At 69.6% G+C, this 14,391-nt stretch carries 11 protein-coding genes and 1 pseudogene; 1 reads left to right on the top strand and 11 read right to left on the bottom strand.

The annotated features are described in order from the left end of the window. Nucleotides 1–682: 682 nt before the first annotated feature. The 6 genes and pseudogenes from Adu01nite_RS47805 to Adu01nite_RS16885 form a co-directional block, all read right to left on the bottom strand. Complete coding sequence (locus Adu01nite_RS47805) at nucleotides 683–1,063, bottom strand: DUF4240 domain-containing protein (RefSeq protein WP_239132469.1); 381 nt, start codon at nucleotides 1,061–1,063, stop codon at nucleotides 683–685. Between the two features lie 5 nt (nucleotides 1,064–1,068). Then, nucleotides 1,069–1,230, bottom strand: a pseudogene (locus Adu01nite_RS48930) (DUF4240 domain-containing protein); the annotation flags it as partial. Nucleotides 1,231–2,070: 840 nt separating this feature from the next. Then, complete coding sequence (locus Adu01nite_RS16870) at nucleotides 2,071–2,736, bottom strand: hypothetical protein (protein ID WP_203727826.1); 666 nt, start codon at nucleotides 2,734–2,736, stop codon at nucleotides 2,071–2,073. Then, nucleotides 2,733–4,652: a M48 family metalloprotease gene (locus Adu01nite_RS16875; RefSeq protein ID WP_203727827.1), complete on the bottom strand. Its 1,920-nt coding sequence runs from the start codon at nucleotides 4,650–4,652 to the stop codon at nucleotides 2,733–2,735. Before Adu01nite_RS16875 ends, Adu01nite_RS16870 begins: the two co-directional genes overlap by 4 nt. Next, nucleotides 4,652–5,098 (bottom strand): hypothetical protein, encoded by a 447-nt coding sequence (locus Adu01nite_RS16880; protein ID WP_203727828.1) that lies wholly within the window; start codon nucleotides 5,096–5,098, stop codon nucleotides 4,652–4,654. Before Adu01nite_RS16880 ends, Adu01nite_RS16875 begins: the two co-directional genes overlap by 1 nt. A 143-nt stretch (nucleotides 5,099–5,241) precedes the next feature. Further along, a complete protein-coding gene (locus Adu01nite_RS16885; protein ID WP_203727829.1) occupies nucleotides 5,242–5,412 on the bottom strand; it encodes a hypothetical protein in 171 nt (56 codons plus the stop codon). Nucleotides 5,413–6,212: 800 nt separating this feature from the next. On the opposite strand from Adu01nite_RS16885, the gene Adu01nite_RS16890 reads away from it, so the two are divergent. Further along, a complete protein-coding gene (locus tag Adu01nite_RS16890; RefSeq protein ID WP_203727830.1) occupies nucleotides 6,213–6,929 on the top strand; it encodes an SMI1/KNR4 family protein in 717 nt (238 codons plus the stop codon). Nucleotides 6,930–7,041: 112 nt separating this feature from the next. Here Adu01nite_RS16890 and Adu01nite_RS16895 read toward each other — a convergent pair whose 3' ends face one another. The 5 genes from Adu01nite_RS16895 to Adu01nite_RS16915 all read right to left on the bottom strand — a co-directional run bounded on the left by Adu01nite_RS16895 (nucleotide 7,042) and on the right by Adu01nite_RS16915 (nucleotide 14,164). Further along, nucleotides 7,042–10,314, bottom strand: a complete 3,273-nt coding sequence (locus tag Adu01nite_RS16895) for a hypothetical protein (RefSeq protein ID WP_203727831.1) — start codon at nucleotides 10,312–10,314, stop codon at nucleotides 7,042–7,044. Nucleotides 10,315–10,414: 100 nt separating this feature from the next. Then, the gene (locus tag Adu01nite_RS16900; RefSeq protein ID WP_203727832.1) at nucleotides 10,415–11,830 is read right to left on the bottom strand and encodes an Ig-like domain-containing protein; all 1,416 of its coding nucleotides are present in this window, start codon (nucleotides 11,828–11,830) and stop codon (nucleotides 10,415–10,417) included. Nucleotides 11,831–12,192: 362 nt separating this feature from the next. After that, nucleotides 12,193–12,762, bottom strand: a complete 570-nt coding sequence (locus Adu01nite_RS16905) for a hypothetical protein (protein ID WP_203727833.1) — start codon at nucleotides 12,760–12,762, stop codon at nucleotides 12,193–12,195. Between the two features lie 770 nt (nucleotides 12,763–13,532). After that, nucleotides 13,533–13,949: a PIN domain-containing protein gene (locus Adu01nite_RS16910; RefSeq protein ID WP_203727834.1), complete on the bottom strand. Its 417-nt coding sequence runs from the start codon at nucleotides 13,947–13,949 to the stop codon at nucleotides 13,533–13,535. After that, nucleotides 13,946–14,164, bottom strand: coding sequence for a type II toxin-antitoxin system VapB family antitoxin (locus tag Adu01nite_RS16915; RefSeq protein WP_203727835.1), 219 nt, complete (start codon nucleotides 14,162–14,164; stop codon nucleotides 13,946–13,948). Before Adu01nite_RS16915 ends, Adu01nite_RS16910 begins: the two co-directional genes overlap by 4 nt. Nucleotides 14,165–14,391: the final 227 nt, after the last annotated feature.

Here is a 14,391-nt window from a genome sequence, read left to right on the forward strand (position 1 = left end):
GACGGCCCGAAACCGCCCGGCGCGGTCGGCCCACATCTGCGACCGAGCTCGGGTCTCCCCGAGGCTTCGGACCGTAACACCTCCTGCCGCGAACCCGTTCACGACTGCTCGGGTCGACGCGTCGATCCAGCTTCACCTGCCGGTTCGTCGAGAGCCGGGGCGCCGACCGCGACGCGCAGGCCCAGAACCGAGGGTTCGGGTCGGCTGATCAGCCGACCCGTCGACGGCACCGGGGCTGGAGAACGACACCGGAAGGCGCCGCTAGCCGGGAAGACACAGGCGGCGGCCACTGCGATGCCGTGATCTGCGCCCCGGTGACCAGCAGGGTGGGCGAGATCTGGTCGAGTAAGCGCTGCGCCAAACTGGCGTCGATCTTGAGGTCGGCGCTGATGCGAACATCGGCTTCGGTCCAGCAGGGCCCGCACGTTGTCGACCCGGCCATGCACACTCGCGTGGTACAACGGCATCGACCCGCCCGGCCCGGCCATGTTCGCCTCAGCGCCGTCTCGCATGAGGCTGACGACACACTCAACGATGGCCCAGCCCGCCGCCTCCGTGAGGCGCTGCTGCAACTTCTTTCGGCGACGCCTGTTCACCGCCCTATTGTTAACGAACGCCCCATTCACGATCCGCGGCTACCGCCCATGACGCGGTTGGCCGATCGGTAAAATCGTGATCGGTGTCAGCGAAGCTCAGGGGCCGCCCAGTTCAGGATGGGCATGCCGGAACGCGGCCAGACGCGGGAACCGTCAACGGACAGCGCCCGGATCGCCGAGATCCACGCGCCCACCGAACAGATCCTCCGGCCCGTCAGGATCCCGGCCAGACGGCCATACGGCCAGGTGCCGCTCACGATGATGTGCGCCTCGGTGGTGAACTCGTCAAACCAGCCGGCGCGGGCATTGCCCGCGTCGCCGGCAAGATCTGCCAAGCTGTCCGGATCACGCGCGATCCGCTCGACCGTCGTCCGACCGTACGAGATGATCCAGTCCTGAACATGGCACAGTTCCCCTCCTCCTCGACCCGGCCGAGCAGCAGGCAGGCCGCGTCGGTAACCGGCCATGAGTACAGGCCCGATCTCGCCCGCTCCCAGATCCGGACGAAGTCGATGACCTCGGCTGCCTCGAGCAACCAGAGACGACGGAACAGGACACGTGCGGTGAACTCGGTGTCGTTTCGACTCTCCCGCCGGCACTGCTCGATCAGCGCCCAGAACGTGTCTCCGCCCACGTGCGGAAAGTATCAGTCGATGCAGCTGCACGACCTGCGCAAGCTGCCGGGGATTTGCCGCGATCCGCTCGCCACACAGCGCTACGCCCGCTCGGACGGCCAACTCCCCGCCATCGACCCGGAGCATCGGGAATTCAACCCGCGAAGCCGAGGCCCAGACGACGCGGCTGGCCGACAGTTCGGCCGCTACGCGGGCCAGGCACGAGACCATAGTTGGACACGAACCGCCTAAACGTTTCGCATTTCCGCAGGTCAGGAAGGTCTTGGAAGCCCACAACCGGACGCCCAAAATGGGACATCCGGTTGAAAAGACCCGCTGGTGGGCGATACTGGGATCGAACCAGTGACCTCTCCGGTGTGAAAGTAGTGGACACAAGCCGCTGAACAGCATAAAAGCATTTAATTACGGGTGAAAGGACGCTACTGGGCGCTGTCCGACGCCGTTCGACACCACCTACCGCCGCCAGGACAACCCCGTCTGCTCCCCGAACAACCACCAGTTCGGGGAGCAGCAACATCATCGACCCGCTGCTGGGCCCAGATCTACTATCTGGGCACTCCCACATGCGAAACCCCTGAGCGCTGACCAGCACAAACGAGCTCACGGTCAGAAGTCCGATGCTCCCAGCGCGCAGCGACCCAATCGCCGAAGCCCGGCGATCGTTCCCGTCAGCTTGACTCGTCGCGAACAGACGCTCTCCCAAGCGAGCGCCATCGGGGTTCAGCGGACGCCCCAGAGATCGAAGCGACGGTTTTTACCATGTCGGTGCTCCCACCAGCACCCGCTTTCGACGACCTAGCATCACCGCAGGCAGGCCAAACATGCTCAACAGAGCATGATCACGTGCGCGGATGGGACTGTTCAGCGGCCTCCTGGGCGCCGGCTCGGGACCGGGCCTTGGCCGCGATGCTGCCGGTCAGGCCGGCGTCGGGTGGGGTCGGTCCGGTGTGCGAGAGCACGATCATCTTGTCGGCGATCCGCGCGACCGTCAGGTTCTCGTACACGGTGAAGGCCGCGGCCCCGGCGGTGATCGTCGCGGTGAAGCCGTCGGCCGTGCTTCTGGTGATCGTCATCGTGACCTGGATCTGGCCGCCTGTGGCGTAGGTGAGCAGGTACTGCGGGCACGCGGCGATCATGGTGCGCGCCGCGGTGACCTGCTGGCTGGCGTCGCCGCCGTAGGTGCGCACGATCTCCTGGACGCGGCTGACGCCGAGCGCGTCGGTGAAGTTCACCCGCTGCTCCGCGACGCCGGAGTCGGTGGCCGGCAGCATCTCCAGGTGGTCCATGGCCGGCCCGCACGACTTCGGCTCCGACACCGACGTCTCCACCGGCATGGCCGTGGTCTGGGTGAACCCGGCCGGCAGGTCGGACAGCCGCAACAGCCCGCCGTCCGGCGTGGGCTCGGGCGAGGGCTCCGTCCGCGTGCACGCCGCGACGCAGGTCAGCACGGCCAGGACGGCCGTCAACCGGCGTACGCGGGTGGTCGGGTTTGCTCGGTTTCTCATGCTGTCCGTTTCGGTAACGGCCGGTCGAGCGCGCTCAGCAGCGAGTCGCAACGCGCCAGCACCAGATCGAGAGCGTCGGCGGCCTGCCGCCGATCGGTGGTGCCCGCCCCACCCGGTCCGGCCAGCGAGGCCGCGGCCCGCCGCAGCGGGAGGTCGTCAACCGTGGACAGGAACGCGCCGACCCGGCCGAGGCCGGTGACCTCGGCCGGCCCCGGCAGGCCGGCCGGACCCAGATGGTTCACCCAGAAGCAGGCGTACGCGGCGTTGGTGGTGGCCGGCGGCGGCACGGAGTCCCACCGCGGCGCGGACGCCCGCACGGTCCGCACCGCCGCGCCGAGGGAGGGATGCACGACGATCGCCAGCACGGCCAGAACCCACAGCGCGGCCACCGCCGGAACCCGGCGGACGACCGGCTGCCGGGACGGCTCCCCCGGCGACGACGACGCCCCGCGATGCCCGAGCAGCAGGGCGGCCGCGGCGGCGGTGACCACCACGATCAGCGGAACCTGCCGCGCCGGGGTCAGCAACAAGCCGACGAGGACGCCGGGCGACCAGCCGGAACCGGCCGCCAACCGCACTGCCAGCAACCCGGCGGCCAGCGGGACGCCGAGCAGCGGGACGCCAACCAGCCAGATCACCAGCCGGTGCCGGGCGAGGGCGGCCGCCCACCCGGTCACCGCCACGCCGAGCAGCAGCGCCGCGCCCGCGATCGCCGCCGCGGTTACGGGCGTCGCGGCGAGGAGACTCAGCTGGGCGGCCCGGCCACCGGCCGCCGGGAACGTGCGCCACCAGTCGGCCGACGCCCGCGGCGCCAACTGGGTGCCAGCCAGCAGCCCCGCGCCGAACAGCAGGCCCAGCCCGGCCACCCGCCACCGGCTCAGCCCGGGCGGCAGCCCCAGCGCGCCGATCGCCGGAACGGCGGTGACCAGCGCCGCGGTCAGGTACCCCGGCCAGGCATTCGCCGGGAAGGCGAGCTCGACCAGCAACGACAGTTCGGTGCCGAGCAGCCCGGCCGCGACACCGGCGACGGCGGCGTCGTGCCAGGCGGGCCGGGATCGCAGCGCCGGATCGGCCAGGGCCGCGAGCCGGCGAGCGGGGCTCGGCGCGAAGTGCCACCACCGGTACCGGCGCGAGCCGATCGCCGCGACCAGCGCGGACGTCCGATCGAACGCCGGTTGGCCGGCGGCCGGCCCGCCCGCAGGCACCCGGGCGTCGGCCTCGAACTCGCGGGCCCGGCCGGTGGAGAGGACCGCCAGGAAGAGCACCGCCGCGACCACCAGCAGCCGCCAGGTCAGCTGGGGCACGGCCGCCCCGGCCATCGGCAGCAGGCGCCACGCGTCGACCGCGATCGGCACGACGACGACCAGCAGCGACGCCCGCCAGCAGGCGATCACCGCGCCGTGCCGCGTCGCGTCGCCCGACCGGGCGTGGCCGATCTCGTGGGCGAGCAGGGCCAGATCGAGGGGCGCGTGGTTGACCACGTTCTGCACCGACGGCACCGGCACCGCCAGGCGGTACGGCGGCCAGGCACCGTACACGAACGGCTCCTGCTTCTTGGCCAGCTCGATCAGCGGCGGCCGCCGCAATCCGGCTGCCGCGGCGAGCGCCGCCACCTCACGGCGGAGCGCCGTGTCGGCCGGCACCGGAACGCCGGTGATCACATGCCGCCACCGGGTCACCGCCGGACCGGCCAGATAGAACCCGGCCGCCACCGCGACCAGCACCACCGGCCCCACCAGCACGGCCCCCGCCTCGGCCCACCGCGCCCGCGCGGCGCAGGCCGCGAAATCGGCGGCCGTCGCGCAGGCGCGCCCGGAGCCCGCCCGCAGGCCGAAGAACCAGTGCCCGGCGAACATCGCGGCTGCCACTGTAGTCAACGCCACCGACACGAACCGGGCGATCGACGGGGCGGGCATCAGGACCGCCGCGGTCGCAGCTTCGTGACCACCGCGTCCGCGAACTGCTCGGCCGACGAATCGGGGAAGCCCCGGTCGAGCGCCGCCTGCAGCGCCGCCCCGCGCACCTCGGCCAGCCGCCGCTCCTCGAGGTCCGCGGGCACCTCGACGGTCAGCCGGGGCTTCGGTTTGCGGAGCCGGGCCAGCAGCGACCGGCCCCCGGCCTTGGCGCCCTCCTCGACCACTAGGGTGGCCAGGACCTGGCCGATGAAGGCGGCGACGAAGGCGCTCCACGAGGCCACCTGATCCACCGGCAGCCCCGCGCCGGTGGGGTGCCCACGGCCGCCCTCGTCCGGCACCGCCGGCCACGGGCTGCGGCGATAGGCCGCGAGCACCATGCCGATCTGCGACACCTCGTGCGGGGCGATCTCCGCGAGAACCGCGCGAACCAGATCCTCACCGGACATCGGGGCAAAATCGTCCATTGTGCACACCAGATCATCGCGTCGGGGGCTTCATTGCCCGAACGCATCGTAGCGACGGCACGACCCGCGCCAGCGAAATTCGAGTGCCACGAACGGGTGACAAACGGCCGTTGCCAAGATCGCCCTCAGAGAGCGATGCTGAGCGCGAAGACGTGCAGGGCCGGCAGCCATTTGAACGGGCCGCCGGTGTCCGGCAGTTCGATGTGGTCGACGGTCCGGCCGGCCCGGAGCGCGATCGAGACGGCGTACACGTTGACGGCCTTGGCGGCCTGCGCGTTGCCGGGCTGGTTCCGCACGCCGGTCGGGACGGCCGGGGTGACGCCGGCTGCGGCCCAGTCCGGCGCGGAGATCGAGTAGAGGTCGCTGGTCCCGTCGCCCGACCAGGGATGCCCCGCACTGACCGCTCCCTCAACACGGAGATAATTGGGGGAGCGAGCGCTAGTAAAGCGCTCACGCTCTTCGGTGCCGCTGAGCAGTAGAAACAGCTCTTCGACGCTGTTGGGCGCTGTTCGTGGAGCACCCCTGTGTGAAGGTAGTGGACACAAGCCACTGACCAGCATAAACGTAAGTAATTGCGGATGAAAGGACGCTGCTAGGCGCTGTTCGACACCGTTCACAGCCGCCCGCCGCCACTGGTGACAACCCCATCTGCTCCCCCGCAGATCACTAGTTTTGGGAGCAGCAGCGCATGGATCACGCCGTACGTCCCGAATTCACCGCGACGGTGCTCCCCACAGCCGCCCTCGACAGCCTTGACCAGGCAAAACACGCTCCTTTCCGGGAGCGCGGTGCTCCCCGTGATGCAGCCTGTCGGTCAGCGTCCCGGTACTGCCGAACTCTGATGGCTGCTCCCAGCGATGGAGCCGCCTTGGCTGCTCCCAGAAAACGCCGGCCGTGTGGCCTCGTAGATGGAGCCGCCTCGGGAGCATCACGCCGACCATGAAGATCGAAATGGCCGCGTTTCTATAACGGTGCTCCCCGGGGCGGTTTGGACGCCAACCACCGCTTTCCGTCGCCCTCTCCAGACGGATCGGCCGGGCGCAGGCGTAGGGGGTGCGGAGTCAAAGGGACGGCTGTGGTCCATATGGTGTCCCGCGTGAACGACGGATTCGATCTCTATTCCGAACTTGTCGAGGGGGTGCGCGATGCTGCCGCGGCTCGGCGATTCATCCGGCGGTTCGCCGCGCGCTACGCGAGTCCGGTCGTCGCGGGTGACGGCTGTGATCAGGAGGAATTGCGGGCCGCGGAAGACCGGCTGGGTTTCCCGTTGCCGGTGGCCCTTCGTGAGGTCTATGCGCTGATCGGCCGGCGGCTGGACTTGACCCGCAGCCAGGATCTCCTGCTTGCCCCGCATCGGGTCAGCGTCGAGGAGGCGGCCCGGGTGCTGGTCTTCCGCTGGGAATGTCAGCACGTCGCCGAGTGGGGTATCCCGCTGTCGGCGGTGACCGAGTCTGACCCGCCGGTTGTCTCGCGGCACGACGGGGAGCAGGTCTGGCATCCGTTCCTTGACCGGGTCTCCTTGGCGTGTGTGGAGATGGTCCTGTCGGAGTGGCTGGCCACCGGCGACGCGTTCGGCGCCAACCTTCACCTGGACGATGAGACCGTTGCGTTGTTGGAGAGTCAGTTCCGTCGGCTGCCGCTACCTGACTATCCACGGTGGGCCGATATGCCGCCGGTACGGTGGTTCGAGGGGCTAGGAGCGGTTCTCCGTGAGGATGCCGGTACGTGGCTGTGGGTCCGCGCGCCGTCGGCGGACGCGATTACCGCAGTGCAGCGCGCATTGCCCGGAGATTGGTCGACCGACGAGGTATAGCGCAATGGCAACCGTGTTGAGATCAGCGTCCTGGTGCGGCGAGGCAGGATGCATTACGCGTTCGCGACGTTGTCATCGCCTCCTGGTCGGCGCTCCTCCCGATCGGCGGCGCTCAGCTCATGTCGATGGCGTACGCCTCGTCGCGCACGTCTGCGTCCGGGTGCCGCCGCAGTCCGATCAGCAGGTCCCGCCATGGTGCCTTCCAGCCGAAGCCGGCCCCGTGCCGGACCAGTGCCACCGCGAACAATCCGCCGGCCAGGTCGCCGCGCCCCGCCAGCCGCGCGACGGTGCCGGCGAGGACCGTCGGGTCGGGCCAGTCGCGCAGGCCTCGCAGGCGGGCGCCGACGTGTTCGGCGGTCCGGATTGCGAGGACGGGCCGGGCCGCACATAGTCCGGCTATCTCGTCCAGATTGTCCAGCCGACCAAGGTCGACCAAGAGCCCAGCGGCCGTACCGGCGAAGCCGGGATGGCCGGCGAGCCACCGCGCCGATTCGACCAGCGCGGTCCGGTCGGCATCGGCCGGCCGGCTTCCGGACCGGATGATCGCGCCCCGTGCCAGCAGGTTGATGCGGCGCCGGGCCGGGCGGTCTGAGGCCGGGTCGCCGGGATGGTCGTCGGCCGCGTCGCGGTCCACGAGCCGGGCCAGAGCCGCGCCGAGTACCGCGTCGCCGCCTGCCTTGAGCAGGTTGGCGACCTCGATGTGCACCATCGTCTCGCCGAGGTCGGTGACCCGGTCCACGACCATCGCGGTGACCCCAGTGAGCCACGGCGACCATTCCCCGAGCTGGCCGAACGCGGCGCGCCGGACCTCTCGGTCGGCTGCCTGGCACGCCTCGACGACGAACGCGCCGTACCGCGGGCGGTGCCGTTCCGGGATCGTGTACGGGTACGCGCCGAGTACCGCGCGGCGCTCTTCCCGGCTGCCGTCGACGGCGGTCTGCAGGATGGTCCAGCTCGCTTCGGTCTGCAGCCGTTGCCGGGCGGCGCCGACGATCGCCGCGCGCAGGTCTCGGTGCGCGTCCGGGTTCGTGTACGCGTCGAGCAGCGTCGCCATCACCCGCGGCGGGCCGTAGCGGGCCAGCAGCCGGGCCGCTTCCTTCCGGCTGGTGATCTTCGCGGGACCGGTCAGCACCGCGCCGAGCACATCGGGCAGCTGAGACGGCGGCGTGTGCCGGGCCGCCCGGCTCGCCGCGTACAGCGCGACCCGCGCCCGGTCGCCATCGGCGTACCGCAGCAGCACCGGCAGTGCTTCGTCCGGCCGGTCGGTCCATACCAGTGCCCCCAGCGCCGCCTCGGCGATCGGCACCTCCCGGGCGTCGAGGTGGCGCAGCACCAGCTCGCGGCCAGCGCCGGGAATACCGGCAGCGGCCCGGATCGCCGCCGCCCGCTGCCACACACCCTGCCCGGTGTCGGCGACGATCAGCTCCTGCATGCCCACGAAACGGGTCTGCTGGCGCGGCAGCCAACGCTCGGCGTGGTGCGCCCACCCGGGCACCCAGCGCGTCCCCGCTTCCACGAACCGACCGCGCGGAGGACTACTCAGCACCCGGTCGAGCAGATCGGTACGGGATGCGCAGATGGTCGGCCACACCGGGTGGATCGTCACCGCCGACGAGTCGGTCTCGAGCACCTCGGCGACCCGTTCCGAGCGTGTCCGCGGGTCATCGAGCCACAGCCCGATCGCCGTGCGAGCCACCGACGGCAGCGTGTGCGGGCCGATCGCCTGGCGCAGGAGGTCCTGCAGTTCCGAAATCTGCCAGGCGCGCTTGCCGAGCGCGTGGGTAAGCGCGAACAACGGACCGTATTGGCCGCGGGTGATGCCCGCCTCGACCCAGCCGCTCAGCCGCTCGAAGACCATCGTCTCCTGCCCCCGGCGCAGCACCGTGTCGAACCGGCGCAGCACCGGCACCTGCGCGCCGGTACTCACCAGGTCGATCGTGAGCAGCGCCCACTCGCGCAGCTGCGGCACGGAGACATGGTGCTGCAGGACGTCGGCGGCGAGCGTGCTCAGCGCGGTCGTCGTGGCGGCGGACACGTCTCGGGCGTCAACCGCGTCGGTGGTCAGCTGCGTGAGCCCGGCCACCGTGTCCGAGGTCAGGAGCGGCGCCACCGTCGCCAGCGCGGTAAGCGCGGCTGCGCGTACCGGATCCTGCTCGTTACGCAGCCGACCAAGCCGGACGATCACCTCGGCGACGGCCTGCGGGTCGCGGGACCGGCGAGCGGCCTGCACGAGCAGCGCATAGCCGGACGCCCGCTCGTCGGCGTCACCGGAACGGAGCGCGACATCCAACGCCGCGGACGCGTCCGGCCACGCCAGGTACGCGCTCCACGCGAGGACCCGGGCTTCGCGCTCCTGGGTTTTTACCAGGCCGAGCACCCGGGTCGCTTCGCGGGTCCGGACCGTGGCCGGCAGTACCTCCATGATCTCGGCAGCCGGAATCAGCGATGCCGTGTCGGACTCCGCCAGGGCCCGGTCGTACAACTCCCCGCGCCGGGCCGGTGCGACCGCGCCGAGCAACGCCGCGAGCGCCCGGCTGTGCTCGCGGAACCGGACGGCCAGCGCCGCCAGCTCATCGGTGGACAGCGCCGCGAGGCGGCGCAGCAAGGCCGGCGGCAGCACGGTCCGCTGCAGCCAGGCCGCGCGGTCGGGAGCGGTGAGCAGGTAAGCGACGCGACTCGCGTCGTGTGCCGCGAGGATGCCGTACGCGACCAGCGGGCCGGGCAGCGACTCCCCCGGCGCATACCGTTCAAGCAGGTCGAGCGCCCGCGCTGGGTCACACCGCAGCACCGCACCGGCGGCATCGCCCCAGACCCGGCCACGCAGCTCGGCCGGAGCCGCGGCCAGCCGCTCACCGACCCGGTCCAGCAGCGGGCCGGGATGCCGCCGAACAAGCCGCTCGAGGTTGAGTGCATGCTCCAGGTCGGGCAGCAACCTCCGTACCGTGTCGGCGCCGCACGCGGGCAGCAGTGTGGCGGCCTCCTCATCGCCGAACTCGGCACGGACCACGGTGATCAACGCATCAGCGACGCCCGGTGAATGCCGGCGGCGCAAGGCACGATAGACACGCCGCCGCTCCACCGCCGGCCGATCGACATGATCACCAGGCAGGACTCCGGCACGCACCGCCGCGGTAAGCGCGGCACCCCTGATCGACGGCTGCGGATCACCCGCCGCGGCGGCGATCCCGTCCGTGTCTCGGACCACCATCGCGGCGACCAGAGCAAGATGCCGCTCGTAGGGGCCCCGCTCGCGCAGGTCGGCGCAGACCTGCACACGGTCGGACGCGGTCCGCGCCCACTCCGCGAGCCGGTTCATCCGCCGGCGGTACGACAACGAGTCCAGCGACCTCAGCAGGGTACGAGTGGCGGTGAGCACGGCGTACATTGTGCCCGCGAACCCATCAGGATGAGATCGAATATCGCTTCGCCCTGCGGCCGCCGGCCCGCCCTCGCTACTGCGGAGACCGGGCCATTCACGGTTCAGGTCAGCGGTACCAGGTTCGCGTCGCCGCCGTAGTCACGTTGCCTGCTCTGTCGTACGCACGTAGTTGGATCTTGATGGTCTTGCCGTATTTCTTGGGGTTGACCGAGAACTGGTAGGCCGCCTTGGTGTCGGTCGCGACCACCTTGCCGTTGACCAGCAGCTGGACCCGGGCGACGCCGTTGCGGTCGCTCGCCGCGGCGGTCACCTTCACGGTGCCCTTGACCTTGGCCTTGTTCTTCGGCGCCTTCGCGAACGCCACCGTGGCCTTGGTGTTGTCCACGGTCACCGTCCGGCGGACCACGGTGGTGTTGCCGAGCCCGTCCCAGACCGTCCAGGTCAGCGTTCGCGTGCCGTCCTTGCCGGCCGCGATCGTCGACGAGTAGGGCACGGCGGTGTCCGCCGCCGTCCCGGAGAGCTGGGCCTTCGAGACTCCGGACGGATCCGCGGCCTTGACGCCCGACGTGATCCGGGTGCCCCGGACGAGGACTCCGTTCGCCGGGCCGGCCCAGGTGACCGTAGGCCCGGCGTTGTCCACGGTCACGGTCCGCTCGACCAGGGTGATGTTGCCAACCTTGTCCTGGACGCGCCAGGTCAGCGTCCGAGGGCCGTCCTTACCGGCGGGCAGCGACGCGGCGTACGGCGGCTCGACGTCCGGGTAGACGCCGACGAGCTCCGCCAGGTAGACGCCGGATTCGTCGTCGGCTTGCAGGCTGCTGTGCACCACGCTGCCGCGCACCCGGCTGCCGTTCGCGGGCACCACGGACGTCACGGACGGGCCGGTCGCGTCGACCGTGAGCGAAAAGGTCCGCTCGCCCCAGTTACCGGCTCCGTCCATAACCTGGATCCGGAGGAGATAAGGCTCGCTGCGCGGCGGGTACGACCACTTCCCCTCGTCCATCTCAGGGATGATCACGCCGTCGATCGACCAGACGTCGTCGACCGTCCAGCTGCTCTCCTGAACCCCGTAGATCAAAGTGCCCACCGGTCCCACCCGGCCATCCACCGGGAAACCTCCACCGGGGAACTCGAAAGACAAGTAATCCACGACAGGTGGCTCGTCATCGAAGCGGTAGCTGGTCTTCATCAACGCTCCGGCCTCACCCGAGGTGCTGACCGGCTGGAAATTCGGCGAAACACTGCCGGCGACCGACGTCCAGACATACCGCCAGGGCTTCCGTGGCTCGCCGGTGAGCTGGGCCAACTCCGCCCCGGTCGTGCCGTCGTAGACCACCACGTGGTCGACCTCCACAGACGCCCGCACCTCGATGGTGACGGCAACTCCGGTCCGGACATACGAACCCGGGAAAGGCGAGATGGAAGCCACCGTCGGCGCCACAGCCGCGGCGATGATCTCGCCGGCCGACGCCGGTACCTGGGTCGTGACGGTGAGAAGAAGCGTGGAAAACGCCGCAACCACGACTTTCCGCAGAACACTCAAGACAAGCCCCCGCTGATCAGATATGCGCGGCAGCCTATCTCCTCTCAGCTACCCGGGTCGGTCTTCAAACGGGCACGGCCGCCCGCGCGAGTCGGTGTCGCCGGCCGGCCGTAGACCGCGGAGGCTGCCGCAATCCATCGGGGTGGGCGTTTCTGAGGGCCGTTAAGTCCAGCGAGGAGGCCCATTCACGCCAGTAGTTCCGGCGCAAGCTTCGCGCGGGCGTCCAGCACCTCGATGCCCGGCTTCGCCCTCGTACGCCAACGAATCCTGCTCGCGTGAACCCGACCACCGTTTCTGCGTCAGAGCCGCTTTCATGACACGGTGGTGGGGTGAGAGCCGTCCTACAGGTGCCAGATCGCCACGGGCCGGGCCGGGTCCAGGCCGATGACCAGCCGGTCCGGCCTGGTCGTTTCGAAGGCCACCGTCCGCTGTCCGGTGGGGTTGCCGAAGCCAGTCGAACACTCCGGGATCGGGCTCAGGGCCGTGCCGTCGGAGTCCAGCAGGGCGAAGTTGTTGAGCGAAACTGCCGACGTCTTGTCCGGCTCCACCAGCACGTCGACGCTGACCAGGGAACCCGTCCGGCAGCCGTTCGAGACGGCGTTCAGCCGCTGCGGGGTCACCTTGAACTCGGCCTCTCCAGCGTGCAGGACGACGGCTTCGCTGAGAGATTTGTTCCGCGCGTTCACGTCGTCGGTCTGGATGTCGGCGGCGCCGAGGAGAAGGTTGAATGCTTCCTGACCCGAGACGGCCTCACCGCCCGGCGCGCCCGTGGAATCGGCGAAGGGCGTCTTCGGCTCGTCGGTGTGCAACACATCGCGGACCAGCACCGCTGCCAGGACGAACAGCGCCACCGCGACCACCAGGCCGATCAGCTTGCGGGGAGTGATAGTGATGGTGCTCTGCTCTTCCACGCAAACCCCTATGATCATCATTGCAGCGCGAACAGATGATATATGCACGCTCGACCGGAGTCTCCGGAGGCAAGTCCGGCATCGTCCTTCTTCGCTGTCACAACATGAGAGATCCGCTGGCAGCGACGCGAGACCTCCACAGCGAAGAAACGGCTGAAATAGGATCAACGCCGGCAACGACCGGCCACGGTGACGCGTGCTGTTCGTGCTCACCCACCGCACCGCGGACCAACCGGCGCCGGAGACCGGGTTCCGGTTCGTCTCGGACCTGACACGGCGCAGGCGGGGCGTCCTCGTCCCGGTCCCAGCCGAACTCGCAGACGGTTTGCCGGAATCCACGGCGCCGCAGAGCGACGGCCTCGCCATCGTCATCGCCGACCTCGGCAAGGACCACGCGGCGCGGCGCCTGACCACTCCGCAATGCAGGTTGTGCTCATTGGGGCGGCGGAAGGAGTGGTCACGGTCGTACGTCGTTGCCGAGCCCCGTTCGCCGCCATTCAGCGCTCCTCGACGCCGGGCCGACGGACTCTTCCTAGATGGAGCTCACCGGAAGGCTCGAACCTCTGCTCCCAATCTGCTCCCAGAAGCATGACAAAACGCTCGGACTAGTGGATCACCAATCCGAGCGTTTTCGCAGCTAGAAGCACCTGTGGACCATAGTTGGCAGAATAAGAACCGCATACCCGCAGCTCAGGGCCCGATCGTGACGCTATCAGCCGTACGTCGTCGCAGAACCTGATCAATTCACGGCTGGTCGTCGTCCGTGCCGCTCAAGGGGCATGCGGCTGGTCGATCCGGACCATCGCGATGCCGGGACGCACCTTGGCGATGGCGTCAAAATCGGCATCTACGTGCGCGAGGGTCAGACCGTGCGCCTCCGCGGTCAGCGCGATGATGAGGTCCATCGGCGACGGCCCGCGGTGGTGGCCGATCTTGATCAGATCCCGCTGAACCGCAAGCACTTGCCGCCAAGGATCGTCAAGCGCCGGGACCCAGGCGAACGTGCGCCGCAGCACCGCAGTGAAGGGTTCGAAGTCGCGGCCAGCCCGAACACCGACCATGAGTTCGGACTCGACCGGCGGGCAGATCGCGACAACGCCTTGCGCGACCAGCCGGGGCCACGGCCCGCCGATCTGCCCGCGCAGGAGCCGCCACACTGCCGAGGTGTCGGCCAGATAGTCGGTCATCGACCCGAGCGCTCATACTCGTCCAGTGCCTCGAAGTCGAGGTAGTCCGCGGCGTTCTCTTGCAGCCAGGCGAGCCCGCGGGCACGGTCCTCGCCGTTGGTGCCAGCCGCGATGACCAACGCCTGATTGATCGTTTCCCGCTTGGTCTTGGTGCCCAACTGCCGCTGGGCCAGTGCAAGGCTCGCTTCGTCAAGGTCAACTACGGTCCGACTCATCAGCGGCTCCGTCCTGATATACAGCCCAGCATACGGATATCAGTGTAGACGCAATTGTAGGCGACGTGCGAGGTGATGCTCTCTCGCGGAGAGGGCAGCGACCGTGGACTCCGCTCGCGTCGTCAGGTAACCACCCCGACAGGCACACGGCTGATGCTCAGGGGCCGTGCGAGGCATGGCTGCCGGGGAGATGGTGAGCGAACTCGAAATCCGCTGGCAGTGAGCGT

It is taken from the genome of Paractinoplanes durhamensis (assembly GCF_016862175.1).
In the GTDB taxonomy this organism is placed as follows: Bacteria; Actinomycetota; Actinomycetes; order Mycobacteriales; family Micromonosporaceae; genus Actinoplanes; species Actinoplanes durhamensis.

What these genes read in the sequence shown, in the direction of transcription:
- Adu01nite_RS47805 (WP_239132469.1), bottom strand. Translation starts at nt 1,063, where the DNA reads ATGGCCGGTTACCGACGCGGCCTGCCTGCTGCTCGGCCGGGTCGAGGA.
- Adu01nite_RS16880 (WP_203727828.1), bottom strand. Translation starts at nt 5,098, where the DNA reads ATGTCCGGTGAGGATCTGGTTCGCGCGGTTCTCGCGGAGATCGCCCCG.
- Adu01nite_RS16895 (WP_203727831.1), bottom strand. Translation starts at nt 10,314, where the DNA reads ATGTACGCCGTGCTCACCGCCACTCGTACCCTGCTGAGGTCGCTGGAC.
- Adu01nite_RS16915 (WP_203727835.1), bottom strand. Translation starts at nt 14,164, where the DNA reads ATGAGTCGGACCGTAGTTGACCTTGACGAAGCGAGCCTTGCACTGGCC.
- Adu01nite_RS16910 (WP_203727834.1), bottom strand. Translation starts at nt 13,949, where the DNA reads ATGACCGACTATCTGGCCGACACCTCGGCAGTGTGGCGGCTCCTGCGC.
- Adu01nite_RS16870 (WP_203727826.1), bottom strand. Translation starts at nt 2,736, where the DNA reads ATGAGAAACCGAGCAAACCCGACCACCCGCGTACGCCGGTTGACGGCC.
- Adu01nite_RS16875 (WP_203727827.1), bottom strand. Translation starts at nt 4,652, where the DNA reads ATGCCCGCCCCGTCGATCGCCCGGTTCGTGTCGGTGGCGTTGACTACA.